The organism is Caulobacter sp. FG7 (assembly GCF_057808875.1).
Genome location: NZ_JBMDIW010000013.1, coordinates 112,406 through 134,818 on the forward strand (window position 1 = coordinate 112,406; position 22,413 = coordinate 134,818).

The following is a 22,413-nucleotide window of genomic DNA, read 5'->3' on the forward strand; positions in this document are numbered from 1 at the left end:
CATGACCATCTCCATCCGTTCCGTCCAGAAGCAGTTTGGCCGCTATCCGGCGCTGAACAATGTTGACCTCGAGATCGCCGACGGCGAACTGCTAGCGCTGCTGGGGCCGTCGGGCTCGGGCAAGACCACCTTGCTGCGCGCCATCGCGGGGCTGGAGTTCCCCGACGCCGGCCAGGTGCTGTTCCACGACAAGGACGTCACCTACGCCTCGGCCGCCGCACGCCGGGTTGGCTTCGTCTTCCAGCAATATGCGCTGTTCAAGCACATGACCGTGGCCAAGAACATCGCGTTCGGCCTCGACGTCCGTAAGGGCAAGGACAAGCCTCCGAAGGCCGAGATCGCCAAGCGCGTCGACGAGCTCCTGAAGCTGGTCGAGCTGGACGGCCTGGGCGGCCGCTATCCCTCGCAACTGTCGGGCGGCCAACGCCAGCGCGTGGCCCTGTCGCGCGCCCTGGCCGTGCAGCCCAGCGTGCTGCTGCTGGACGAGCCGTTCGGCGCGCTGGACGCCACGGTGCGCAAGTCGCTGCGCAAGGAACTGCGCCGCGTGCACGACGCCACGGGCGTGACCACCATCTTCGTCACCCACGACCAGGAAGAAGCCCTGGAACTGGCCGACCGCGTGGCCATCCTCAACAAGGGCCAGATCGAGCAGATCGGCACCCCGCGCGAGGTGCACGACACTCCGGCCTCGGCCTTCGTCTGCGGCTTCGTGGGCGAGTCCAATCGCTTCGAGGGCAAGGTCGAGGGCGGCAAGTTCGTGGCCGGCCCTTTGGCCTTGCCGGCTTCCGGCGTCGCCGACGGCGCGGCCGTGGCCTTCGTGCGTCCGCATGACTTCGCTCTGGCCGACGTCGGCGTGGAAGCCAGGGTCGAACGCGTCAACGCCCAGGGCGCCCTGGCGCGGGTCGACGCCGTGCTGGCCAACGGCGCGCGGATCGAAATCGCCGCCTCGCGCGCCGATGCCGATCGTTTTGCCGGTTCGGTGAAGCTCGCCGTCGGCAAGAGCCACGTCTACGCGGCCTGAGGTCACCAGGGGCGCAACCCCGCTGGTGAAGATCGACTGATGAAGTTCGGCCCCGGCGTATGTCCGCCGGGGCCGTTTTTCATTGCTGCTGCTGTTGCTGTTGCTGGCGCTGCTGGTCCTGGTGAACCGCGGCGTCGCCATTACGCCGGCGCGCGCCGAACGAGGCCGGTTTTGACAGGCGCAGGAATTCCGGCTCGGCCAGGGCCGCGCGGGCCCGGCGCACGGTCACGCCGACGGCCAGATGGCTCTCGGCGTCGCCCTTGTAGACCCCGCGCGACGGCGTGACGTCGGCGTAGTCGCGACCCACGGCCACGGCCACGTGGCGTTCGCCCGTCAGGCAGTTGTTGGTCGGGTCGAAACCCACCCAGCGCAGGCTGGGCAGGAACACCTCGATCCAGGCGTGGGTGGCGTCGGGATCCGAGCGGTCGCCCGCGTCACGGTCGGTGAACAGGTAGCCCGACACGTAGCGCGCCGGCAGGCCCCAGCTGCGGCAGATGGCCAGCATGATGTGGGCGAAGTCCTGGCAGACGCCGCTGCCGGCCTCCAGGGCCAGGTCGATGGGGCTGTCGGCGTCGGTGAGCCCGGGCTGGTAGCCGAACGACTGGTAGAGCGTCTCGTTCAGGCGTCGCAGCGCCGTCAGCGGATCCTGGCGACGCAGGGCCTCCAGGTCGTGCTGGGCGATGAAGGCCGAAAGGCGCTCGGTCGTCTGCACGAAGCCGTGCGGGCGCAGGAAGTCGAAGCATTCCCCGCGCACGAATTCGCTGCGCAGGCGGTCCCATTCGCCGATGTCGAGCTTGTCGGGCAGTTCGGCGGCGTGTTCGGTCTCCACCGCCGAGCGGGCTATGATGGTCAGCCGATCGTGCGGGTGGGGCACGTCGAAGTGATAGACGGCGTTGCCGAAGCTGTCGGGATAGGAGAACAGCTGGGCGGCCGGCTCGACGTCGAGCTCGAAGCTGACCAGCCGCTGGCGCGCGCCCTTCTGAGGCTGCATCCAAAGCTCCATCAGGCTCTCGCGGACGGGACGCTCGTAGTGGTATTGGGTGACGTGGCGGATTTCGAGCAGCATGGTGTCAGGCCGGCAGTCGCAGTTCGAGGGGATAGGAGACGAAGGTCTCGTAGATCGCTTCGTGGATGCGGGCGCACTCGTTGACCACGGTGGTCAGCAGCGCCCCGGCGCCGATGGTCTCCAGTTCGTCGACATCGGCGTATTGCAGGCGAGCTTTGAGCTTGCCGGCCAGCCGTTCGGGGGCTGCGCGGCCGGCGGCCTCGACGTGGCGGGCCAGGGCCGTCAGGTGCTCCTCGATGCGCGAGGTGGCGAAGCGGATCGAGCGCGGGAAGTCTTCGTCGAAGACCAGGAACTCCAGGATGTGCCGGGGCTCGATCTCGGCAGTGTAGACCCGCAGGTAGGGTTCCAGGGCGCAGGCCATGCGCAGCAGGCTGACCAGCGCCAGATGGTCGTGGATCTCGCGGCTGGGGGCCTGGGCGAAGCACACCTCCAGCAGGCTTGAGACCAGCTGGGCCCGCTCCAGGTACATGCCCAGCATCATGAACCGCCAGCTTTCGCCATGGCTCATGGTGGCGTCGGCCGCGCCCTTGAACAGGTGCACGTCGGCGATCACGTCGTGCAGGTACGACACCGAGTTGTCGGCGAACTCGGCCTCCGCCCCCGGATCGGTGACCCGCAGATAGAGGACGTTGAGCCGCTCCCAGGTCTCGGTGGTGATCTGGTCGCGCACCTGGCGGGCGTTTTCGCGGGCCATGGTCAGGGACGAGACCACCGAGTTGGGGTCCGAGCGGTCCAGCACCAGCGCGCGGGCCGCCTCGAACGGCGAGACCTTGCCGGCCCCGTCGTCGCCGACGGCCGACAGGGCGATCCACACCGCCTGCATGCCGGAATCGGTCTGGTCCAGCGTGGCGTTCAGCATCACGCTCGACAGGCGCGACAGGTGTTCGGCGCGTTCGATATAGCGGCCCAGCCAGTAGAGGCTGTCGGCGACCCGAGCCAGCATCATTGCGGGCCTCCCTTGCCGTGGCCATTGCCGTTGTGGTGACCGTTCTCCTCGGCCAGCACCCAGGTGTCCTTGGAGCCGCCGCCCTGGCTGGAGTTCACGACCAGCGAGCCGCGCTTGAGCGCCACGCGGGTGAGGGCGCCGGGCGTGACGATGGTCTTCTCGCCGCACAGGATGAACGGGCGCAGGTCGACGTGGCGCGGTTCGATGCGGCCGTCCACGAGGCAGGGCGCGGTCGACAGCTGGATGGTCGGCTGGGCGATATAGTTGGCGGGGTCGGCCTTCAGGGCGTCGGCGAAGTCGGCGCGTTCCTGGGCGCTGGCGTGCGGGCCGACCAGCATGCCGTAGCCGCCCGAGGCGCCGACGGCCTTGACCACCAGCTTGTCGAGATTGTCGAGCACGTGGCTGAGCTGGCTCTTCTCGCGGCAGAGATAGGTCTCGATGTTGGGCAGGATCGGGTCTTCGCCCAGGTAGTAGCGGATGATGTCCGGCACGAAGGCGTAGACGGCCTTGTCGTCGGCGACGCCCGTGCCCGGGGCGTTGCAGATCACCACGTTGCCGGCGCGATAGGCGTTGAAGAGGCCTGCCGCCCCCAGCGACGAATCCCGGCGGAAGGTGAGGGGGTCGATGAAGTCGTCGTCGACGCGGCGATAGATGACGTCCACCCGGCGCAGGCCGGTGGTGGTGCGCATGTAGACCATGTTGTCGTGGACCACGAGGTCGCGGCCCTCGACCAGCGGCACGCCCATCAGGCGGGCCAGATAGGCGTGTTCGTAATAGGCGCTGTTGTAGACGCCGGGGGTCAGCACCACGACCTGCGGGTCCGACCGCCAATCGGCGCTCATGCTCTTGAGCGTGGCCAGCAGCAGGTCGGGATAGCGCTCGACCGGCCGCACGCCGGCCTCGCGATAGGTGCCCGGGAAGGTGCGCTTGGCCGCGTCGCGGTTGGCCAGCATGTATGACACGCCCGAGGGGACGCGCAGGTTGTCCTCCAGCACCGCGAACTCGCCGTCCTGGCCACGGATCAGGTCGCTGCCGCAGACATTGGCGTACGACTTGTGCGGCACGTAGAGGTTCTGCATCTCGCGGCGATACGAGGGCGCGCCCAGCACCAGCTCGCGCGGCACCACGCCGTCCATCAGGATCTTCTGTTCGCCGTAGATGTCGGCGAGGAACATGTTCAGCGCCTGCAGGCGCTGGGTCAGGCCCGATTCGATGCGCGCCCACTCGGCGGCCGGGATGATTCTCGGAAAGAGGTCGGTGGGGATGATCCGCTCGGTGGCGCTGCCCGCGCCGTACACCGTGAAGGTAATGCCTTGCAGCAGGAACGAGCGCTCCAGCGTCTTCTGCCGGTCAGCCAGGGCCGAGGCGCCCAGGGTCGCCATCCGCGACTGCAACGGGGCGTAGTGGGCCCGCACGTCGCCGCCGGCGGCGAACATCTCGTCGTAAGCTATGCCTGGCAGATAGGCCGCGCCCGTCATCGGCAGGGTTGGGGCCTCGTCCAGGCTCTGTAATTTTGCCGCCACGCCGGTGTCCACGTTGATTGTCCGTCTCTTGGACCCGCGCCGAAGCGGCGCTGGTCGATGGAAACCTAGAACGCCTCGAAAAGGTTCGCGGCGGATTTCGACCCTCGCCGCGCGGTTGCGCATGACTGCCTAGCATTTGGGCGCCGATTGCCGGGCCTGAGAAGTCGAGATCGTTCGCTCCCGCAGCATTTCGTCGGGTGACAGCCGTGAAGCGCCCGACTACACGAGGTCGTGGGGGCGCTCCGTGCGGGGACTTGGCTTGGTGCGTAAGACGACTGTCCTGGGCTTGGCGGCCGCGATTGCGGCCGTGGCGGCTCAGGCTAAAGCGGACGAACCATCGGCGACCATCACCGGCGTCGAGGATCGCGCCCTGCGCGAAGCCATCCAGCGCGCCCTGACCCCATCTGATGGTCCGCCGGCCAGCCGGTCCGAGGCGCGCCGCCGCGCCCGTGACGCCGCCGACGACGCCGTGGCCGTGCTGCGCGCCGAGGGCTACTACGCCTATGTCGTCGATCCGGACGTCACCGAGACCGACCCGCCGCGCGGCACGGTGAAGGTCACGCCCGGCCAGCTCTTCGTCATCGCCGATCCCCGTATCGACTGGTCCGGAGAACCGCCTGACGAGGGCGTGCGCGAGCGCGCCTTCTCCGTGCTCGGCCTCACCGAGGGCGCGGCCGGTCGCGCCGCCGAGATATTGGGCGCCGAGGGCCGAGCCGTCGCCCAGGTCCAGAAGCTGGGCTATGCCGACGCCATGGCCGATCCGCGCCAGGTGATCGTCGACCATGCCGACCACACCGTGCGCCCGACCTTCGTCATCGCCGCCGGCGAGCTGGTGAAGGTCGACGGCGTGGAACTGTCGACCAAGGGCCGCACGCGGATCGATTGGCTCCAGCGTCTCGCCCCCTGGAAGGAAGGCGACGTCTACGACCCCGAGGACATCGCCGAGCTCGAGCGCCGCCTGCGCGACACCGGCGTCTACGACACGGTTTCGGTGGCCCTGGCGTCCAAGGACAAGGCTACGCCCGAAGGCCTTCGCCCGATCCAGGTGACCCTGTCTGATCGCGCCTCGCGAACCCTGGAACTCGGGGCCGGCTACTCGACCAGCGAAGGGCCTGGCGTCGACGCCAAGTGGATCCGCTACAACCGCCTGCGTCGCGCCGACACCACGACGATCACCACTCGCGTCGCCAAGCTGGAGAAGAGCCTGGAGGGCTCGGTGGCGCTGCCGCACTGGGGGCGTCCGCAGCAGACGCTGAAGCTGACCAGCCGCGTGTTCGCCGACACCACCGACGCCTATGACGAAACCGGCGCCACATTGAGCGCGGATCTGACGCGTCGCCTGCAGACGACCCGCTATCGCACCTACGGGCTCTCGGTAGACCTGTCGCAGACCCAGGAACGGACAACCGCCAACGGTTTGCCGGTCGGGCAGCGGCTGAACCTGGCGACCTTCACGGCGCTGGGCGCCTATGCCTGGGACTATTCGGACAACATCCTGGATCCCCGGCGCGGCTGGCGGGTGGAGGCGCGGGCCGAGCCGACCGCCATCACCGGCGAGACCAGCCTTGTCTATATCCGGACCCAGGCCCAGGGCTCGGCCTACATCCCGTTCGGCAAGGAGGCCGACACCGTACTGGCGGGACGGCTGAAGCTCGGCGCCATGCTGGGCGGCACGATGCCCGAGGTGCCGGCGTCGCGGCGTTTCTATTCCGGCGGCGGTGGTTCGGTGCGCGGCTATTCCTACCAGGCCATCGGCCCGCGCCTGTCGGACAACACGCCGCAAGGCGGCCTGTCGCTGTTCGAGGGCTCCATCGAGCTGCGCCACCGCTTCACCCAGCAGTGGGGCGGGGTGGTCTTCATCGACGCCGGCGCGGTGGGAACCGAGCCGACCCCCAACACCCGCGACTTCAGCGTCGGCGCCGGCTTCGGCGTCCGCTACGACCTCGGCTTCGGGCCGATCCGCGCCGACATCGCCTTTCCGCTCGAGAAGCGCGAGGGCGACTCGGCATTCCAGATCTATCTCAGCATCGGGCAGAGCTTTTGACCGACGCCGCGCCGCCGCCAGAACCTGTCGAACAAGTCGCCGAAGCCGCGGCCAAGGTCGCGCGCCGCATTGGCGGGCCCGGCTGGCTGATCATCATCTCGGTGACCCTGGTCGCCGTCGTGGCGCTCGTCCTGGGCGTCGTGCGCTACGGCGTGATCACTCCGCAGGGCCGGGCTTTCCTCGAAGCTCGCACCAGCGGCCTGAAACTTGGCCGCATCGGCACGCTGAAGATCGAAGGCCTGTCCGGCGACATCTGGCGTGACTTCGGTGTGCGCCGGTTGACGATTTCCGACGAGAAGGGCGTGTGGCTGGAGGGCGCGGACCTGCGCGTGGTCTGGAAGCCGCGCGAGCTGTGGTGGCGGCGCTTCCACGCCGAAAGCATCGAGGCGCGGCAAGTCACGTTGGTGCGCCGCCCGACCTTGGGTCCGAAGGGCAAGTCTGGCGCCGCGCCGATATCGGCCGATCTCGACGCCTTCAAGCTGCGGCTGGTCACGCGGCCGGCGTTCAGCAACGTCGCCGGCGACTTCGACCTGTCGGGCGCCTATGAGATGGCGCGGATGGGCGGCCAGGCCGGGCGGCTGTCGGCGGCCAGCCGGCTGCATCCGGGCGACCACCTCGACCTCGTCTTCGACCTTGGGCGCGACAAGACCATGCTGCTGACGGCCGTGGGCCGCGAGGCCAAGGGCGGCGCCCTGGCCGGGAGCCTGGGCCTGCCGGCCGACCGGCCCTTCATGCTCGACGCCAAGGCCAACGGCACGACTGAGGCCGGCGCCTTCACGGTGAAGGCGCAGAGCGGGGAAGAGATCCCGCTCCGCGCCGGCGGAGCCTGGAACGCCCAGGGCGGTTCGGCCAGCGGCCACGTGGATCTTTCGGCCTCCAGCCACACCGACCTCTACGAGCGCATGTTCGGCGCGGCGGTGGATGTCGATGTCGTCGGCCGCAAGGCTGGGACGCTGACCGACCTGTCGCTGAAGCTCCGCGCGCCCAACCTGTCGCTGGACGCCACCGGGCCGGCCGACCTGGCCAAGCGCCGCACCGCGCCGGAAGGCGTTACCTTCTCGGCGGCGGTCAAGGATCTCTCCAAGATCACCCCGATGCCCAAGATGGGCGCGGCTAGGGCCCAGGGCGTATTCAAGTTCGGCGATGGCGGTTTCTCGGTCGAGGGGCCGGGCGACGTCTCCAACCTCGAACTGTTCGGCTACCGTCTGGCGCGGGCCAAGGGGCCGGTCTTCGTCGGCTGGAGCAAGGGCGAGCTGACCATCCGCGCCTCGGCGGCGGGCGAGGGGGGGGCGGGCGAGGGCCTGCTGGCGCCGCTGGGCCGGTCGCCGAAGGCTGACTTCGAGGGGGCGCGCCTGAAGGATGGCCGCTTCCTGATCAAGCGCGCCAAGATCGTCGCGCCCAACATCGTCGTCGAGGGCGAGGGGCAGCGCGGCCTGCTGGGCGGCCTGTCGTTCGACGGCACGGCCAAGGTGGCTTCCCTGGCGCCGATCCGCCCTGGCATGAAGGGTTCGGCCGCTATCAAGTGGTCAGCCAGCCAGGCTCGCGACAAGCCTTGGAACTTCAACGCCGAAGCGCGGGGCGCGGGCTTCGCCAGCGGCCTGGCCGAACTGGATCGCTTGCTCGGCGCCGCGCCGCGGGTCTCGGCCCGCGCGGCCTGGGACAACGGCAAGCTCTCGGTGGCCGACGGCAAGCTGGACGGCTCGGCTGCCCGTGCGAAGGCGTCCGGGGTCATGAACCCCGGTGGAGCCTTGGCCTTCAAGCTCGACTGGTCGGCCGAAGGGCCGTTCGGCGCGGGCCCTGTCGAGGTCAGCGGCAAGGCCTCGGGGACGGGGGCGATCACCGGCACGCTGAGTGCGCCGCGCGCCGATCTCCATGCGGCTTTCGACAGCATCGACCTGCCGCGCCTGCCGCTTAAGGACGCCAAGCTGGCGGTGACCTTCGCCAAGCGCGCCGACGGCGCCGATGGTACCGCCGCTCTGGAGGCGACCAGCCAGTACGGACCGGCGCGCGGCAAGACCGCCTTCAGCTTCGCGCCCGGCGGGCTGGAGCTTTCCGACCTCGACATCGACGCCGGGGGGCTGAAGGCCGGCGGTGCGGCCTCGCTGCGTGACGGGCGTCCGGCGACGGCCGACCTGACCGTGGCCGTTGGGCCCGGCGCCTTCCTGGCCCAGGGCTCGGTGCGAGGTTCGGTGAAGATCGTCGACGCCGCCGGCGGGCCGACCGCGACGCTCGATCTGGCCGCCCAGGACGTCACCGGCGGCGCCTGGAAGGTCCGCAACGCCGCCATCAAGGCCTCGGGGCCGATGAGCCGCCTGCCGCTGACGCTCGATGCGCGCGGCGAGGGGCCTTCGGGGCGCTGGCGGTTGGGCGGCAGCGGCGTGCTGGCGCAGCAGGCCGACGACTACCTCCTGACCCTCGACGCCCAGGGGCGAATGGCCCGCACCGAGGTTTCCACCCGCGAGGCCGCCCAGATCCGCTTCGGCGGCCCGCGCACATCGGGGCGCCTGCGCCTGAACGTCGGCGATGGCCGCGCCGATCTCGACCTTGATGTCGGCGGCGAGCAGGCCAATCTGCGCGCCGACCTTGTCGGGGTCAGCCTGACCGCGCTCAATCCTGACCTGACCGGCCGCATCGACGCGCGTGTCTCGATGCGCGGCCAGGGCGAGGCGCTGGACGGCGAGTTGGACGCCAACCTCTCGGGCGCCCGCGAGCGCGGAGCCAAGGCCGAGCAGTCGCTGGACGCCACCATCCACGGCGACCTGCGCGACAAGGTCATGACCATCCGGGCCAACGGCAGCAATCCTCAGGGGCTGAAGGCCGAGGCGGACCTGACCCTGCCCACCGAAGCCTCGGCCAAGCCCTTCCGGCTGGCGATCGATCGCCGTCGGGCGGTTCAGGGCCGGTTCCTGGCCCAGGGCGAGATCAAGCCGCTGTGGGACCTGCTGATTGGCCCCGAGCGGGGGCTTTCGGGCAAGATCGACGCCGAGGGCACGCTGGCCGGCACCCTGGCCGATCCGCGCCTCGTGGGCCGCGCTTCGCTGGCGGGTGGTCGCTTTGAGGACGGCCAGACCGGCTTGCGCCTGCAGGACGTGGCGATCACCGCGAACCTCGCCGACAACGCCATCGACGTCAGCCAGGCCCAGGCCGGCGACGGCCGGGGCGGCACGGCCACGGCCGCGGGTCGGATCAGCCTGGCGCGCGACGGCGTCGGCAGCTTCCGCCTGGACATGAAGAACTTCCAGGTCATCGACAACGAGCTGGCCAAGGCCCAGGCCACGGGCCAGACGACGATCAACCGCGCCGCCGACGGCAAGGTGAAGCTGTCGGGCGCCCTTACCATCGATCGCGCCGACGTCTCGGCCCAATCCAAGACCCCGGCCGGCGTCGTCTCCATGGACGTCATCGAGCGCAACCGGCCGCAGGACCTGGTTCAGGGCGTCGAGATCCAGCCGCGCAAGCCCAATTCGGGCATGGCGCTGGACGTCACCCTCAAGGCTCCGCGCCGGATCTTCGTCAAGGGCAGGGGCCTGGACGTCGAGCTGTCGCTGGACGCCCATGTCGGCGGCACCACGGCCAGCCCGGTGCTGGACGGCGTGGCCCGCGTGGTGCGCGGCGAATACGACTTCGCGGGCAAGCGGTTCGAGTTCGACGACGACGGCGTCGTGCGTCTGGCCACCCAGCTGGAACGCATCCGCCTCGACCTGACCGCCACCCGCGAGGACGACGCCCTGACGGCGATCATCCAGGTCAAGGGTACGGCGGCCAAACCGGAGATCACCCTGACTTCGAAACCCGAACTGCCGCAGGACGAGGTGTTGTCGCAGGTGCTGTTCGGATCGTCGGCCGCCCAGTTGTCGCCGATCGAGGCTGCGCAGCTGGCCTCGGCCCTGGCGTCTCTGGCCGGCGGCGGCGGCTTCGACGTGATCGGCAACCTGCGCAGCTTCGCGCGGCTGGACCGCCTGGCCTTCGCCGAGAGCAGCACCGGCATGACCGTGGCGGGCGGCAAGTACGTCACCGACGACGTCTATGTGGAGATCATCGGCGGCGGCCGTGAAGGGCCCGCGGCCCAGGTCGAATGGCGCATTCGCCGGGCGCTGTCGCTGGTTTCGCGCCTCGGCGGCGACGGCGACGCCAAGCTGTCGGTGAAATGGCGAAAGGACTATAAGTAGAGCAAGGCTTTTGCGTCGGCGCGCGGTTTCCTCGCCAAAGGAAACAACGTTTTGCCCGCGCTCCCTGGACTAGGCTTTGGCCAAGGGAGACAGCGAATCCATGCGGATCGACGACGAAGATCGGGCTGTCCTGGGGAGTTTGGCCGCTGACGGGCCCCGGATGATCGACCGGGCCGTCGCCTGGTGCGCCATCAACTCAGGCAGCCGCAATATCGCGGGCCTGGAACGGCAGAGGCAGGTTCTGGTTGAGGCCTTCTCGGCCCTGCCGGCCGCGCCGGCCGAGGTCCCGCTGACCGCCTCGCCGGAGATCGCCGCCGATGGTCGGCAGGTCGAGCAGTTGCATCCGCCGGCCATCGCCGTCGTCGTGCGGCCCGAGGCGCCGGTGCAGGTCGTGCTGACCGGCCACTACGACACCGTCTATCCCGAGACCTCCAGCTTCCAGACCGTCAGCACCCGCCCGGACGGCGCCCTGCACGGCCCGGGCATCGCCGACATGAAAGGCGGTCTCTCCGTGATGCTCGGCGCGCTGGAGGCGTTCGAACGGCATCCCAAGGCCGGCAATCTTGGCTATCGCGTGCTGATTTCGCCGGACGAGGAGATCGGTTCGATCGCCTCGGCTCCGGTCCTGGCCGATTTTGCGCGCCTGGGCCATGTGGGCCTGACCTACGAGCCGGCCCTGGCCGACGGCGCCCTGGCCAGCGTGCGCAAGGGCTCGGGCAACTTCCATGTCGTCGTCCATGGCCGCGCCGCCCACGCCGGCCGCGACTTCGCCTCGGGCCGAAACGCGGTGATGGAGGCCGCCCGGCTGGCCCAGGCGCTGCATGGGCTCAACGGCCGACGCGAGGGCGTCACCCTCAACGTCGCCAAGATCGACGGCGGCTCGCCGCTGAACATGGTGCCGGACGTGGCGGTGCTGCGGTTCAACGTCCGCTTTCCCTCGGCTGCCGATGCTGCCTGGCTGGAGGGCGAGATCGCCGCCATCGTGGCCACCACCACGGCCGAGGGGCTGCACGCGCACCTGCACGGCCGCATCACGCGCGGCGCCAAGCCCTTCAACGCCGCGCAGGAGAAGCTGTTCGGCGCGGTGAAGGAGATCGGCGCACTGCTGGGCCAGGACATCGCCTGGAAGCCGTCGGGCGGCGTCTGCGAAGGCAACAACCTCTTCGCCTCGGGCCTGCCCAATATCGACAGCCTGGGCGTGCGCGGCGGCGACATCCACAGCGAGGCCGAACACGCCTGGCCGGCCAGCTTCGTCGAGCGCGCGCAACTGTCGGCCCTGACCCTGATGAAGCTCGCGAACGGCGACATCGACGCCCACGCCATCCGCGCGGCCATGGCCGCCATGCCGGAGACCCTCTGAATGCTCGTCGTGCGTCCCGCCGGATCGGCGGATTTCGACTCCCTGATGGAACTGGCCGTGCTGTCGGGACGGGGCTTCACCAGCCTGCCCGAGGACGAGCCGACGCTCCGAGAGCGCCTGGCCTTGTCCGAGGCCAGCTTCCAGGCCGGCGTCGCGCCGCTGGAGGCCTGGTACACCCTGATGCTGGAAGACCTGGAGACCGGGGTCGTCGACGGCGTCGCGGGGGTCAAGGCCGCGGTCGGCATCAAGCGGCCGTTCTTCTCGTTTCGCGTCGTGACCCTGGCCCAGTCGTCGCCGGTGCTGGAGATGCGCTTCGACCACAAGGCCCTGGTGCTGGTGAACGAGTGCGCCGGCTGGTCGGAGGTCGGCTCGCTGTTCCTGCGCCCCGAGAAGCGCAAGGGCGGGGCGGGGCGGCTGCTGGCCCAGTCGCGCTACATGCTGATCGGCATCGAGCCGCAGCGTTTTTCCGAGATGGTGCTGGCCGAGCTGCGCGGCTGGTTCGACCAGGACGGCAGCTGTCCGTTCTGGGAGCATCTGGCAAGCAAGTTCTTCCGGCTGGACTTCGACCAGGCCGACCTGATGAGCGCATCGACCAACGGACAGTTCATCCTCGACCTGGCGCCACGCCATCCGATCTATACCGAGCTCCTGGCGCCGGCCGCCCGCGACGTGATCGGCAAGGTGCACCGCGACGGCGAGGCCGCCCGGGCCATGCTGGAGCGCGAAGGTTTCCGCTACCAGGGGCTCGTTGATCTGTTCGACGCCGGCCCGACGGTGGCCGCCCCGCGCGACGACATCCGCACGGTGCGCGACGCCAGGCGCCTGCGGGTGAAGATCGGCGAGGATGCGTTCGGCGAAGAGGCCCTGATGTCGACCACCGAGGTCTCGCGGTTCCGCGCCGTGCGCGCGGCGGCGCTGATCGACGGCGAGGCGGCGATCCTGGATCGCGCGACGGCCGAGGCGCTCGGTGTGGTCGAAGGCGACAGCGTGCGGGTGAAGGCATGAGCGGCGTGTTCATCGACGGTGTGTGGAAGAGCGGGCAGGGGCCCGAGGCCGTTTCCACCGACCCGGCGACCGGCGAAGTGGTCTGGCGCGCGGCGACGGCCTCGTCGGTCGATGTCGAGGCCGCCGTCGTCGCCGCGCGCAAGGCTTTCCATCCCTGGGCCGACCTGCCGCGCGAGGCGCGGATCGCGATCCTGCGCCGCTACAAGGAGGTTCTGGTCGAGCGCGCCGCACCTTACGCCGAGGCCCTGAGCCGCGAGACCGGCAAGGCGCTGTGGGAGACCAAGGCCGAGATTGGCTCCATGGCCGGCAAGGTGGACGCCTCGATCAAGGCTTACGATGAGCGGACGGGCGTCGCCGAGAACGCCATGCCCTTCGGCCGTGCCGTGCTGCGCCACCGGCCGCATGGCGTGATGGCGGTGCTGGGACCTTTCAACTTCCCGGGCCATCTGCCCAACGGCCACATCGTGCCGGCGCTGCTGGCCGGCGACACCGTGGTCTTCAAGCCCTCGGAAGAGACGCCCCTGGCCGGCCAGCTGCTGGTCGAGGCGCTGGAGGCGGCGGGTGTGCCCGCCGGAGTCGTCAATCTGGTGCAAGGCGGGCGCGAGGTCGGCCAAGCTTTGATCGACCAGGAGATCGACGGCCTGTTGTTCACCGGCTCGGCCCAGGCGGGGACCTTCTTCCGCCGCCATTTCGCCGATCGGCCCGACGTGATCCTGGCCCTGGAGCTGGGCGGCAACAATCCGCTGGTCGCCTGGCAGGCCGGCGATCCGGCCGCCGTCGCCGCCCTGGTGGCGCAATCGGCCTTCATCACCACCGGCCAGCGCTGTTCCTGCGCCCGCCGCCTGATCGTGCCCGACGGCGCTGAGGGGCAGGCGATCATCGACGCCGTGCTCGGCCTCGCGCCGCGCCTCTCGATCGGTCCCTGGAACGGCGAGGAGCCGTTCATGGGACCGCTGATCTCAGAACGCGCCGCCGGCCACGCCCTGGCCGCCGCCGGGCGTATCGAGGGCAAGCGCCTGCTGGAACCGGGTCGCGTCGAGGGGCTGTCGGGGGCCTTCGTCTCGCCGGGACTGATCGACGTCACCGGCGTTGAAGTTCCGGACGACGAGATCTTCGCCCCGATCCTGCAGGTGCGCCGCGTAGCCTCGTTCGACGAGGCGCTGGCCGCCGCCAACGCCACCCGCTACGGCCTGTCGGCCGGCCTGGTCAGCGAGAACCCGGCCCTGTGGGATCGGTTCGTGGCCCGCATCCGGGCCGGCGTCGTCAACCTCAACCGCCCGACCACCGGCGCGGCCGGGACCATGCCGTTCGGCGGCCTCGGGGCCTCCGGCAACCATCGGCCCAGCGCCTACTACGCCGCCGACTATTGCGCCTATCCGGTGGCCAGCTTCGAGGCTGGGGCGGTGCTCGACACGACGGGCGACATCAAGGGCCTTCGTCCGTGAAGGCCGTCGAAGCCAATTGCGACGGCCTGGTCGGCCCGACCCACTCCTATGTCGGCCTGTCGCCCGGCAACATCGCCAGCCAGGTCAACGCCGGGCAGGTGTCGGACCCCCGCGCGGCCGTGCTGGAGGGGCTGGCCAAGATGCGGCGCCTGGCCGACTGGGGCGTGCCCCAGTTCGTGCTGCCGCCGCACGAGCGGCCGGCCGTGGGCTTCCTGAAGTCGATCGGGTTCGCCGGCCCCGACGCCGCCGTCATCGAGAGCGCCTGGAAGACCGCGCCGGCCCTGGCTGCGGCGGCCTGCTCGGCCTCGCCGATGTGGGCCGCCAACGCGGCCACCGTCACGCCCAGCGCCGACACCGCCGATGGCCGCGTCCACTTCACGCCCGCCAACCTGCTGACCAACCTGCACCGCAGCCTGGAGGGGCCGCAGACCACGCGGGCTCTGCGCCGGTTGTTCCCGGACGAGGCTCGCTTCGCCGTCCACGATCCTCTGCCAGGCCAGCCGCACTTCGCCGACGAGGGCGCGGCCAACCACGTGCGGCTCTGCGCCGAGCACGGCGCGGGGGGCGTCAACCTCTTCGTCTGGGGCCGCGAGGCCTGGGAGCATTGGAGCGGGGCCTATCCGGCCCGCCAGACCCGCGAGGCCTTCGAGGCGATCCAGCGCCGCCACGCCGCCGCCCGCGCCGTCTTCCCCCGCCAGGGCCGCCGAGCCATCGCCGGCGGGGCCTTCCATAACGACGTGGTGTGCGTGGGCACGCGCGAGACCCTGTTCTTCCACGAGGCCGCGTTCGAGGATCGCGCCGGCATGGAGGACGAGGTCCGCCGCGCCGCCGAGGGCCTGTTCGAGCCGGTGTTCGTCGAGGTCTCGCAGGGCGACCTGCCGATCGAAGACCTGGTGAAGAGCTACCTCTTCAACTCCCAGCTTCTGGTTCTGCCCGGCGAGGACCGGCTGGTTCTGCTGGCCCCCGGCGAGACCCGCGACAATCCCCGCGCTCGCGCCGTGGCCGAGGGGCTGGTCGTTTCCAACGGTCCGATCGGCCGCGTGGAGTACGCGGATGTCCGCCAGAGCATGCGCAACGGCGGCGGTCCGGCCTGCCTGCGGTTGCGGGTGGTGCTGACCGAGGACGAATTGGCCGCCGCCAACCCGGCTCAGCGCTTCGACGCGGCGTTGCACGAGCGCCTGGCAGACTGGGGCGCGCGGTGCTATCGCGACCGCCTGGCGCCCGCTGATCTGGCCGACCCGGCTTTGCTGGTCGAAAGCCGCGAGGCGCTGGACGAACTGACGGCCATCCTCGACCTCGGCGGCGGCTTCTATCCGTTCCAGAGGGACGGATGAGCTTTTCGATCCGCTCCACGACCATGGACGACGTCACGGCAGTCGCCGCCGTCCACCGCGCAACGGCCTCGATCCCGGGCGGCATCGCCCGGAGGCCCGAGGAGATCACCGACGCCTATATCGCACGCGTGCTGACCGCCGCCCTGGCTGATGGCGTCGGCCTCGTCGCGGTGGATGAAGGCGGCCTCGTCATCGGCGAGATCCACGCCGTGCGCATTCCGGTGCAGCTGTTCTCGCACGTACTTTCGGACCTGACGGTGGCCGTGCATCCGGACTGGCGGGGCAGGGCCGTCGGCTCGGCCCTGTTTGAGGCGCTGTTCGCGGCGGCGCGGGCGATGGATCCGCCGATCGTGCGCGTGGAACTCAACGCTGGGGCGGGGAACGCGGGGGCGTTGCGGCTCTATGAGCGGCTGGGGTTTCTCGTGGAGGGACGGCTGGAGAAGCGCGGCCGCTTCCCGGACGGCACCTTCGAGGACGACATCGCGATGGGGCTGATCCTCTGATCCTCCCCCTGAAGGGGGAGGTGGCCCAAAGGGCCGGAGGGGGAAGCCCCTGCTGAGTTCGATGAAGTCGCCAGAGGGAGCAGCCACGTCCCCCTCCGTCGGCTTCGCCGACACCTCCCCCTTCAGGGGGAGGATCTACGCCGCGATCTCGCTCGCCGTCATCGCCTTGACGCCCATCTCCCCCAACCCCGTCAGCAACCGCCGCAAGGCCGAGATCCGGAACGGCTGACCCGTCACGTACGGCGTCAGGGTGAAGCCCAGCACCCGGCTACCGAACCGATCGGCGTCCTGGGTCAGGTAGTCGGCGGCCTCCAGCACCTGGATCGCCCACTCGTCCTCGCTCTGGCGGCGGTCGATCATCAGCGCGCGGTCGTCGAGTTCGTTGGACAGCGGCAGGCCGATCACCTCGCCGGCGCCGGTCTTCATCGCCACGGGAACCTCGTCCTGCTCCCAGTCGAGGCAGACGTCGAAGCCGGCGGCGCGGATCAGGTCGAGCGTGGCGAACGACTGCTGCCGGGCCGGGCTCAGCCACACGCGGGGCGCCAGACCCGCCGCGTCGAAGCGTGCGCGAACCTCGGCGACCCAGGCGGCTTCCGTCTCGCGCTCCAGCCCGCCCCAGTGGATGTGGGTAGTCGACAGGCCATAGGCGGCGATCTCGTGGCCGTCGGCCAGGATCGCCTCGATCAGAGGCTTCAGGCGCGTGAGTTGATCGGCGTTGATCGGGAAGGTCGCCTTCATCCCCGCCGTCTTCAGGGCGTCGAGGATGCGGTAGACGCCCACCCGGTTGCCGTAGTCGCGTGTCGTGTAGTGGCGCAGGTCCGGATAGGGGGTGACCATGGCGCCGGGGTGCTTGAACGGCTTGCCCGGTGGATTGAGCGGATGGTGCTCGATTGGCACGACGATCATCGCCGTCACCGCCGCGCCGCCCGGAAGCGCGACCGGTGCGCGCTGCGTGACCGGCCGCCAGGCGTAGCGTTCCTGGTCCATGCCGTAGGACCGATGCGGATAGATCAGGTGTTCGTCAGGCAGCGGCATTGTCGAACCCCGTTCCCGGCATGGCCAGCCCGCGCGCGGCGATGTCGGCCACGGTCTGGTCGAAGTAGTTGTCGCGATAGTGCTGCGCGATCTCGCGGGCCGTGGTGATCCAAACCTCGTCGTGGCCGGCGATGTGGCGCAGGGCGTCCTCGAACGGCCGGATGCGGTGCGGCTGGCTGACCAGATAGGCGTGCAGCGGGATGCACATCACCGTGCCGGACTTTTCGCCCTCTTCCAGCAGTTGGTCGAAGTGGCGCTTGAGCACGTCGGCATAGCGCCAGGGGCTCATCGACAGCGCGCCATAGGTGATGACGTCGTTGACCTCGAGCGAATAGGGCATCGAGATCAGCTTGCCGGTCTTGGTCTTCACCGGCTGGGGCTGGTCGTCCTGGAAGAGGTCGCAGGTGTACCAGAAGTCGTTTTCGGCCAGCAGGTCGAAGGTCTTTTCGGTGTGGGTCAGGGCCGGGGCCAGGTAGCCGCGGATCCGTTGGCCGGTGGCGGCCTCGACCGAGCGGATCGAGTCTTCGATCACCGCCCGCTCCTGGGCCTCGTCCATGCCGTAGGAATAACGGGTGTTGTAGATCCCGTGGCTGAAGAACTCCCAGTTCCGCGCCACGCAGGCCTCGATGATCTCCGGATGGTGGTCCAGCAGGCCCACCGACAGCGAGATCGAGCCGCGCATGCCATACTTGTCGAGCAGCTCCATCAGCCGCCAGTGGCCGACCCGGTTGCCCCAGTCGCGCTGCGAGTAGCCGACCACGTCGGGCGAAGGCTTGGGCCAGCCGGGCCGCTGCGGGTTCTTGGGCGGATCGAACTCGTAGTATTCGATGTTCGGCGCGATCCAGAAGGCCAGCTTCTTGCCGCCCGGCCAGACGATCTTGGGCCGGTCGCGATAGGGCCAGTGGTCGTAGAGGTTGGGATCGGCCTGCATCTGACGCTCCACGCTAGCTCGCGGCGTAGGCCGCGCCGGTCGCGGCCATATCAGCAAGGCCGATGCGGTCGTTCACGCCGCCCATGTCGATCATCCGCTCTGCGAACGGACGGGTGGCGCCGTTGGCCTTCAGGCTGGCGAGGAAGGCCTCGGCCGTCGGCACCAGGGCGCGCACCAGGGCACCGGGCGAGATCACCAGCTTGAAGCCGATGCGGCCCAGTTCATTGGCGTCCAGCAGCGGGGTCTTGCCGCCCTCGACCATGTTGGCCAGCAGCGGAACACGTCCGGCGAAGGCGTGAGCGATGGCGCTCATCTCGCCGATGGTGCGCGGGGCCTCGACGAACAGCACATCGGCGCCGGCCTCGACATAGGCGTGGGCGCGGTCGAGCGCGGCCTCGAAGCCTTCCACCCCGATCGCATCCGTGCGGGCGATGATCAGGGTCTGGTCGCTGGCCCTGGCGTCTAGCGCCGCCCTGATCTTGCCGGCCATTTCGGCGGTCGAAACAAGGCTCTTGTCGGCCAGGTGGCCGCACTTCTTGGGGAAGGTCTGGTCTTCCAGCTGGATCGCGCAGGCGCCCATGCGCTCGAAGATCCGCACCGTCCGCTGCACGTTGACGGCGTTGCCGAAACCCGTGTCGCCATCGACGATCAGCGGCAGTTTCACGCGCTCGGCGACGCGCCCAACCACGTCGGCGACGTGATCGAACGACACCAGGCCGATGTCTGGCCGGCCAAGCTGGGTGTAGGCGATCGAAGCGCCGGAGAGATAGATGGCCTCGAAGCCGGCCTGCTCGATCAGCAGGGCCGACAGGGCGTCATAGGCGCCGGGGGCCAGCAGCGGCGTATCTTGGGCGAGGCGGTCGCGCAGGCTCATGCGGCGGCTCCCTTCAGGCGGCGTTTCAGGTGGGGGATCAGGCCGCCGTCCTCGATCATCGCCATCAGGTGCGGCGGGATCGGCGTCAGGGCGTAGACCTTGCCCGTGGTGATGTTCTCGAGACGTCCGGCGACCGGATCCAAAGAGATCCGATCGCCGTCGCTCACCTCGCCGACCTGGGGAAACACGAAGGCCGGCAAGCCGAGGTTGATGGCGTTTCGGTAGAAGATGCGGGCGAACGAAGTCGCCAGCACCGCTGAGACGCCTAAAAGTCGAAGGGAGACGGCCGCCTGCTCGCGCGACGAGCCGAGGCCGAAATTGGCGCCGGCGAACACCACGTCGCCGGCCTGAACCGTGGAAGAAAAGTCTGGCGCGATGGCCCGCAGGCAGTGCTGCGCGAGTTCCGCCGGCGGCAGCTTCATCAGGTTGCCGGGGGCCAAGAGGTCGGTGTCGACAGCGTCGCCGAAGACGAAGGCGCGGGACATCAGGCGGCTCCCGTCAGGAAGGGGCGGGGGTCGACGATGCGCCCCGTCGCGGCCGCGGCAGCCACGGCGTAGGGCGAGCCGAGATAGACGTTGGCTCCCGCATGCCCCATCCGGCCCTGGAAGTTGCGGTTGGTCGACGAGATGCAGGTCTCGCCCTGCGCCAGGATCCCTGCGCCCATGCCGGCGCAGGCGCCGCAGCCCGACGGCATCAGCACCGCGCCGGCCGCCAGCAGGGTCTCCATCACGCCTTCTCGGGCGGCGAGCTCTGCGGTGCGGGCCGAGCCTGGGGCCACCAGCAGGCGCACGCCCGGCGCCACGCGGCGGCCCTTCAGAACGTCGGCGGCCATCCTCAAGTCCTCGATCTTGGCCCCGACGCAGGCGCCGATATAGGCCTGGTCGATGCGGACCTCGGAAAACTCGGTCGCATCACGGGTATTGGCCGGCGAGTGCGGCGCGGCGATCTGCGGCGCCAGGTTCGAGGCGTCGAAGCGGTGGACGGCGGCGTAGGTCGCGTCGGGATCCGAATGCAGAGCCAGGGCCGCGGCCTCGTTGGTCACCGGTGCGCCGCGGGCGGCCAGATAGGCGAAGGTCACGGCGTCGGGCGCCACCACGCCGGTCTCTGCGCCCAGCTCGGCGGCCATGTTGGCCAGCACCATGCGCTCGGCCATCGGCATGGCCTCGACCAAGGGGCCTGCGAATTCCACCGCCTTGAAGGCGTTGTCCATGCCCAGTTCCCGGCACAGGAACAGCATGACGTCCTTGGCGGTCACGCCTGGCGCGAAGCTGCCGGTCCACTCGACGCGGATCGTCTCCGGCACGGCCAGCCAGGTCTCGCCGGTGGCGGCGATGGCGGCCATGTCGGTGGCGCCGTAGCCGGCCGCATAGGCCCCGAAGGCGCCAGCCGTCGGCGTGTGGCTGTCGCCGCCCGCGATGAAGGCGCCTGGGCGGATCAGCCCGTGCTCGGGCAAAACGAGGTGGCAGATGCCGACCATGTCGAAGAAGGCGCCGACGCCATAGTCGCGGGCGAAGTCGCGCGTGGCCTTCAGGATAGCCGCCGATTCCGCGTCGACGGCCGGGACGTAGTGGTCGGAGACGATGGCCACCTTGGACGGGTCCCACAGGCCCACGCCCAGATCTTCGAGCAGCGGACGCCAGCGGCGCGGGCCGCTGCTGTCGTGCGCGAAGGCCAGATCCACCTTGGCCGTCACGAGGTCGCCGGCGCGTACGTCCGGCAGGCCCGCGGCCTTGGCGATCACCTTCTCGACGAGCGTCCTTCCGCTCCCTTGGGCACCCAACCTAGTCGCCTCCCGGTCAAATCCAGCGGCGACCGGGGTAGGCGCGGGACCCCCGGCTAGAAAGGCGGAAGTTCAGATCAATTGCTGTGCGGTCATTTCCGGCCGCCGGAGGACTTGCCTTCCATGCCCCTCGACGCCGCTCCTCAAACCGCCGGTTTTGACTGGAAAGACCCGCTCGCTCTCGACGCCCGCCTGACCGAGGACGAGCGCCTGATCCGCGACGCCGCCCGCGCCTATGCGCAGGAGCAACTTCTGCCCCGCGTGGTCTCCGCCTATGCCGACGGTCGCTTCGATCGCGAGATCATGAAGGAGATGGGCGAACTGGGCCTGCTTGGCTCGACCCTGCCCGAAGAGTACGGCGGCGCGGCCGTCAGCCACGTGGCCTACGGCCTGATCGCCGCCGAGATCGAGGCCGTCGACAGCGGCTACCGCTCGGCCATGAGCGTGCAGTCGTCGCTGGTGATGTACCCGATCTACGCCTTCGGGTCGGAGGCGCAGAAACGCAAGTGGCTGCCCGGCATGGCCCGCGGCGACCTGATCGGCTGCTTTGGCCTCACCGAGGCCGATGGCGGTTCGGATCCGGGCTCGATGCGCACCGTGGCCCGCAAGGTCGACGGCGGCTATGTGCTCAACGGCGCCAAGATGTGGATCACCAACAGCCCGATCTCGGACGTCGCCCTGGTCTGGGCCAAGCTCGACGGTGAGATCCGCGGCTTCCTGGTCGAGCGCGGGGCCGAGGGCTTCTCGACCCCGAAGATCGACGACAAGCTCAGCTTGCGCGCCTCGATCACCGGCGAGATCGTCCTGCAGGACGTGCTGGTGCCGGAAGACGCCATGCTGCCGAACGTGAAGGGCCTGCGCGGTCCGTTCTCGTGCCTGAACAAGGCCCGCTACGGGATTGCCTGGGGCGCGATGGGCGCGGCTCGCTTCTGCCTGGAAACCAGCGCGGCCTATGTGGCCGATCGCGTCGTCTTCGGCCGTCCGCTGGCCGCGCGCCAGCTGATCCAGAAGAAGCTGGCCGACATGCAGACCGAGATCGCCCTGGGCTTCGAGAGCGCGCTCGCTCTTGGGCGGAGGCTCGACGCCGGCGACTGGGTGCCCGAGGCCATCAGCCTGATGAAGCGCAACAACTGCGGCAAGGCCCTGGTCATCGCCCGCGAGGCTCGCGACATCCATGGCGGGGCGGGCATCTCCGGCGCCAGCCACGTGATGCGCCACGCCGCCAACCTCGAGACGGTCAACACCTACGAAGGCGCGGCCGATGTCCACGCCCTGATCCTGGGCCGGGCGATCACCGGCATCGCCGCTTTCTGATCGAGCGAGATCCTCGCGCTTCGACAAGCTCAGCGTGAGGATCTCGACTGAACCGCCGTTTCC

Annotated in this window: 17 protein-coding genes; 9 read left to right on the top strand and 8 right to left on the bottom strand. The window is 69.7% G+C overall.

Going from position 1 to position 22,413, the window contains the following annotated elements:
• Window position 1: 1 nt before the first annotated feature.
• A complete protein-coding gene (locus ACODR1_RS12740) occupies window positions 2–1,021 on the top strand; it encodes a sulfate/molybdate ABC transporter ATP-binding protein (RefSeq protein WP_488880775.1) in 1,020 nt (339 codons plus the stop codon).
• A 79-nt stretch (window positions 1,022–1,100) separates the two neighbouring features.
• Here the strand turns inward: ACODR1_RS12740 and ACODR1_RS12745 are convergent, their stop codons facing one another.
• The 3 genes from ACODR1_RS12745 to ACODR1_RS12755 are packed head-to-tail and all read right to left on the bottom strand — an operon-like array spanning window position 1,101 to window position 4,556.
• Entirely contained in the window at window positions 1,101–2,087 is a 987-nt protein-coding gene (locus tag ACODR1_RS12745; RefSeq protein WP_488880776.1) for a transglutaminase family protein, read from the bottom strand.
• Window positions 2,088–2,091: 4 nt separating this feature from the next.
• Window positions 2,092–3,033: an alpha-E domain-containing protein gene (locus tag ACODR1_RS12750; RefSeq protein WP_101717749.1), complete on the bottom strand. Its 942-nt coding sequence runs from the start codon at window positions 3,031–3,033 to the stop codon at window positions 2,092–2,094.
• Window positions 3,030–4,556, bottom strand: a complete 1,527-nt coding sequence (locus ACODR1_RS12755) for a circularly permuted type 2 ATP-grasp protein (protein WP_488880811.1) — start codon at window positions 4,554–4,556, stop codon at window positions 3,030–3,032. The genes ACODR1_RS12750 and ACODR1_RS12755 overlap by 4 nt, the downstream gene beginning before the upstream one ends.
• Before the next feature lie 262 nt (window positions 4,557–4,818).
• Between ACODR1_RS12755 and ACODR1_RS12760 the strand changes: the two genes are divergently transcribed.
• The 7 genes from ACODR1_RS12760 to ACODR1_RS12790 all read left to right on the top strand — a co-directional run bounded on the left by ACODR1_RS12760 (window position 4,819) and on the right by ACODR1_RS12790 (window position 16,416).
• Window positions 4,819–6,600 carry an autotransporter assembly complex protein TamA gene (locus ACODR1_RS12760; RefSeq protein WP_488880777.1) on the top strand — a complete coding sequence of 594 codons (1,782 nt, stop codon included), beginning with the start codon at window positions 4,819–4,821 and terminating at the stop codon, window positions 6,598–6,600.
• Window positions 6,597–10,769, top strand: a complete 4,173-nt coding sequence (locus ACODR1_RS12765) for a translocation/assembly module TamB domain-containing protein (RefSeq protein ID WP_488880778.1) — start codon at window positions 6,597–6,599, stop codon at window positions 10,767–10,769. Before ACODR1_RS12760 ends, ACODR1_RS12765 begins: the two co-directional genes overlap by 4 nt.
• Window positions 10,770–10,869: 100 nt before the next feature.
• Window positions 10,870–12,129, top strand: a complete 1,260-nt coding sequence (locus ACODR1_RS12770) for a hydrolase (RefSeq protein WP_488880779.1) — start codon at window positions 10,870–10,872, stop codon at window positions 12,127–12,129.
• The gene (locus tag ACODR1_RS12775; protein WP_488880780.1) at window positions 12,130–13,134 is read left to right on the top strand and encodes an arginine N-succinyltransferase; all 1,005 of its coding nucleotides are present in this window, start codon (window positions 12,130–12,132) and stop codon (window positions 13,132–13,134) included.
• Window positions 13,131–14,579 carry a succinylglutamate-semialdehyde dehydrogenase gene (gene astD / locus ACODR1_RS12780; RefSeq protein WP_488880781.1) on the top strand — a complete coding sequence of 483 codons (1,449 nt, stop codon included), beginning with the start codon at window positions 13,131–13,133 and terminating at the stop codon, window positions 14,577–14,579. Before ACODR1_RS12775 ends, astD begins: the two co-directional genes overlap by 4 nt.
• The gene (locus tag ACODR1_RS12785; protein ID WP_488880782.1) at window positions 14,576–15,913 is read left to right on the top strand and encodes an N-succinylarginine dihydrolase; all 1,338 of its coding nucleotides are present in this window, start codon (window positions 14,576–14,578) and stop codon (window positions 15,911–15,913) included. The genes astD and ACODR1_RS12785 overlap by 4 nt, the downstream gene beginning before the upstream one ends.
• Window positions 15,910–16,416, top strand: coding sequence for a GNAT family N-acetyltransferase (locus ACODR1_RS12790; RefSeq protein ID WP_488880783.1), 507 nt, complete (start codon window positions 15,910–15,912; stop codon window positions 16,414–16,416). The genes ACODR1_RS12785 and ACODR1_RS12790 overlap by 4 nt, the downstream gene beginning before the upstream one ends.
• A gap of 135 nt (window positions 16,417–16,551) precedes the next feature.
• On the opposite strand, the gene ACODR1_RS12795 is transcribed toward ACODR1_RS12790, so the two are convergent.
• Genes ACODR1_RS12795 through ACODR1_RS12815 form a run of 5 tightly spaced genes read right to left on the bottom strand, consistent with a single transcriptional unit; the run spans window position 16,552 to window position 21,036 of the window.
• Window positions 16,552–17,451, bottom strand: a complete 900-nt coding sequence (locus ACODR1_RS12795) for a polysaccharide deacetylase family protein (protein ID WP_488880784.1) — start codon at window positions 17,449–17,451, stop codon at window positions 16,552–16,554.
• Complete coding sequence (locus ACODR1_RS12800; protein WP_488880785.1) at window positions 17,438–18,382, bottom strand: polysaccharide deacetylase family protein; 945 nt, start codon at window positions 18,380–18,382, stop codon at window positions 17,438–17,440. Before ACODR1_RS12800 ends, ACODR1_RS12795 begins: the two co-directional genes overlap by 14 nt.
• 13 nt (window positions 18,383–18,395) lie before the next feature.
• A complete protein-coding gene (locus tag ACODR1_RS12805) occupies window positions 18,396–19,256 on the bottom strand; it encodes an isocitrate lyase/PEP mutase family protein (protein WP_488880786.1) in 861 nt (286 codons plus the stop codon).
• The gene (locus tag ACODR1_RS12810) at window positions 19,253–19,741 is read right to left on the bottom strand and encodes a LeuD/DmdB family oxidoreductase small subunit (protein ID WP_488880787.1); all 489 of its coding nucleotides are present in this window, start codon (window positions 19,739–19,741) and stop codon (window positions 19,253–19,255) included. Before ACODR1_RS12810 ends, ACODR1_RS12805 begins: the two co-directional genes overlap by 4 nt.
• Window positions 19,741–21,036, bottom strand: coding sequence for an aconitase/3-isopropylmalate dehydratase large subunit family protein (locus ACODR1_RS12815; protein ID WP_488880788.1), 1,296 nt, complete (start codon window positions 21,034–21,036; stop codon window positions 19,741–19,743). The genes ACODR1_RS12810 and ACODR1_RS12815 overlap by 1 nt, the downstream gene beginning before the upstream one ends.
• Window positions 21,037–21,159: 123 nt before the next feature.
• Between ACODR1_RS12815 and ACODR1_RS12820 the strand changes: the two genes are divergently transcribed.
• A complete protein-coding gene (locus ACODR1_RS12820; RefSeq protein ID WP_488880789.1) occupies window positions 21,160–22,350 on the top strand; it encodes an acyl-CoA dehydrogenase in 1,191 nt (396 codons plus the stop codon).
• The last annotated feature ends 63 nt before the right edge of the window (window positions 22,351–22,413 follow it).

Coding starts and splice junctions, on each gene's coding strand:
- ACODR1_RS12740 (WP_488880775.1), top strand. CDS start 2: ATGACCATCTCCATCCGTTCCGTCCAGAAGCAGTTTGGCCGCTATCCG.
- ACODR1_RS12745 (WP_488880776.1), bottom strand. CDS start 2,087: ATGCTGCTCGAAATCCGCCACGTCACCCAATACCACTACGAGCGTCCC.
- ACODR1_RS12750 (WP_101717749.1), bottom strand. CDS start 3,033: ATGATGCTGGCTCGGGTCGCCGACAGCCTCTACTGGCTGGGCCGCTAT.
- ACODR1_RS12770 (WP_488880779.1), top strand. CDS start 10,870: ATGCGGATCGACGACGAAGATCGGGCTGTCCTGGGGAGTTTGGCCGCT.
- ACODR1_RS12775 (WP_488880780.1), top strand. CDS start 12,130: ATGCTCGTCGTGCGTCCCGCCGGATCGGCGGATTTCGACTCCCTGATG.
- astD (WP_488880781.1), top strand. CDS start 13,131: ATGAGCGGCGTGTTCATCGACGGTGTGTGGAAGAGCGGGCAGGGGCCC.
- ACODR1_RS12790 (WP_488880783.1), top strand. CDS start 15,910: ATGAGCTTTTCGATCCGCTCCACGACCATGGACGACGTCACGGCAGTC.
- ACODR1_RS12795 (WP_488880784.1), bottom strand. CDS start 17,451: ATGCCGCTGCCTGACGAACACCTGATCTATCCGCATCGGTCCTACGGC.
- ACODR1_RS12800 (WP_488880785.1), bottom strand. CDS start 18,382: ATGCAGGCCGATCCCAACCTCTACGACCACTGGCCCTATCGCGACCGG.
- ACODR1_RS12805 (WP_488880786.1), bottom strand. CDS start 19,256: ATGAGCCTGCGCGACCGCCTCGCCCAAGATACGCCGCTGCTGGCCCCC.
- ACODR1_RS12810 (WP_488880787.1), bottom strand. CDS start 19,741: ATGTCCCGCGCCTTCGTCTTCGGCGACGCTGTCGACACCGACCTCTTG.
- ACODR1_RS12820 (WP_488880789.1), top strand. CDS start 21,160: ATGCCCCTCGACGCCGCTCCTCAAACCGCCGGTTTTGACTGGAAAGAC.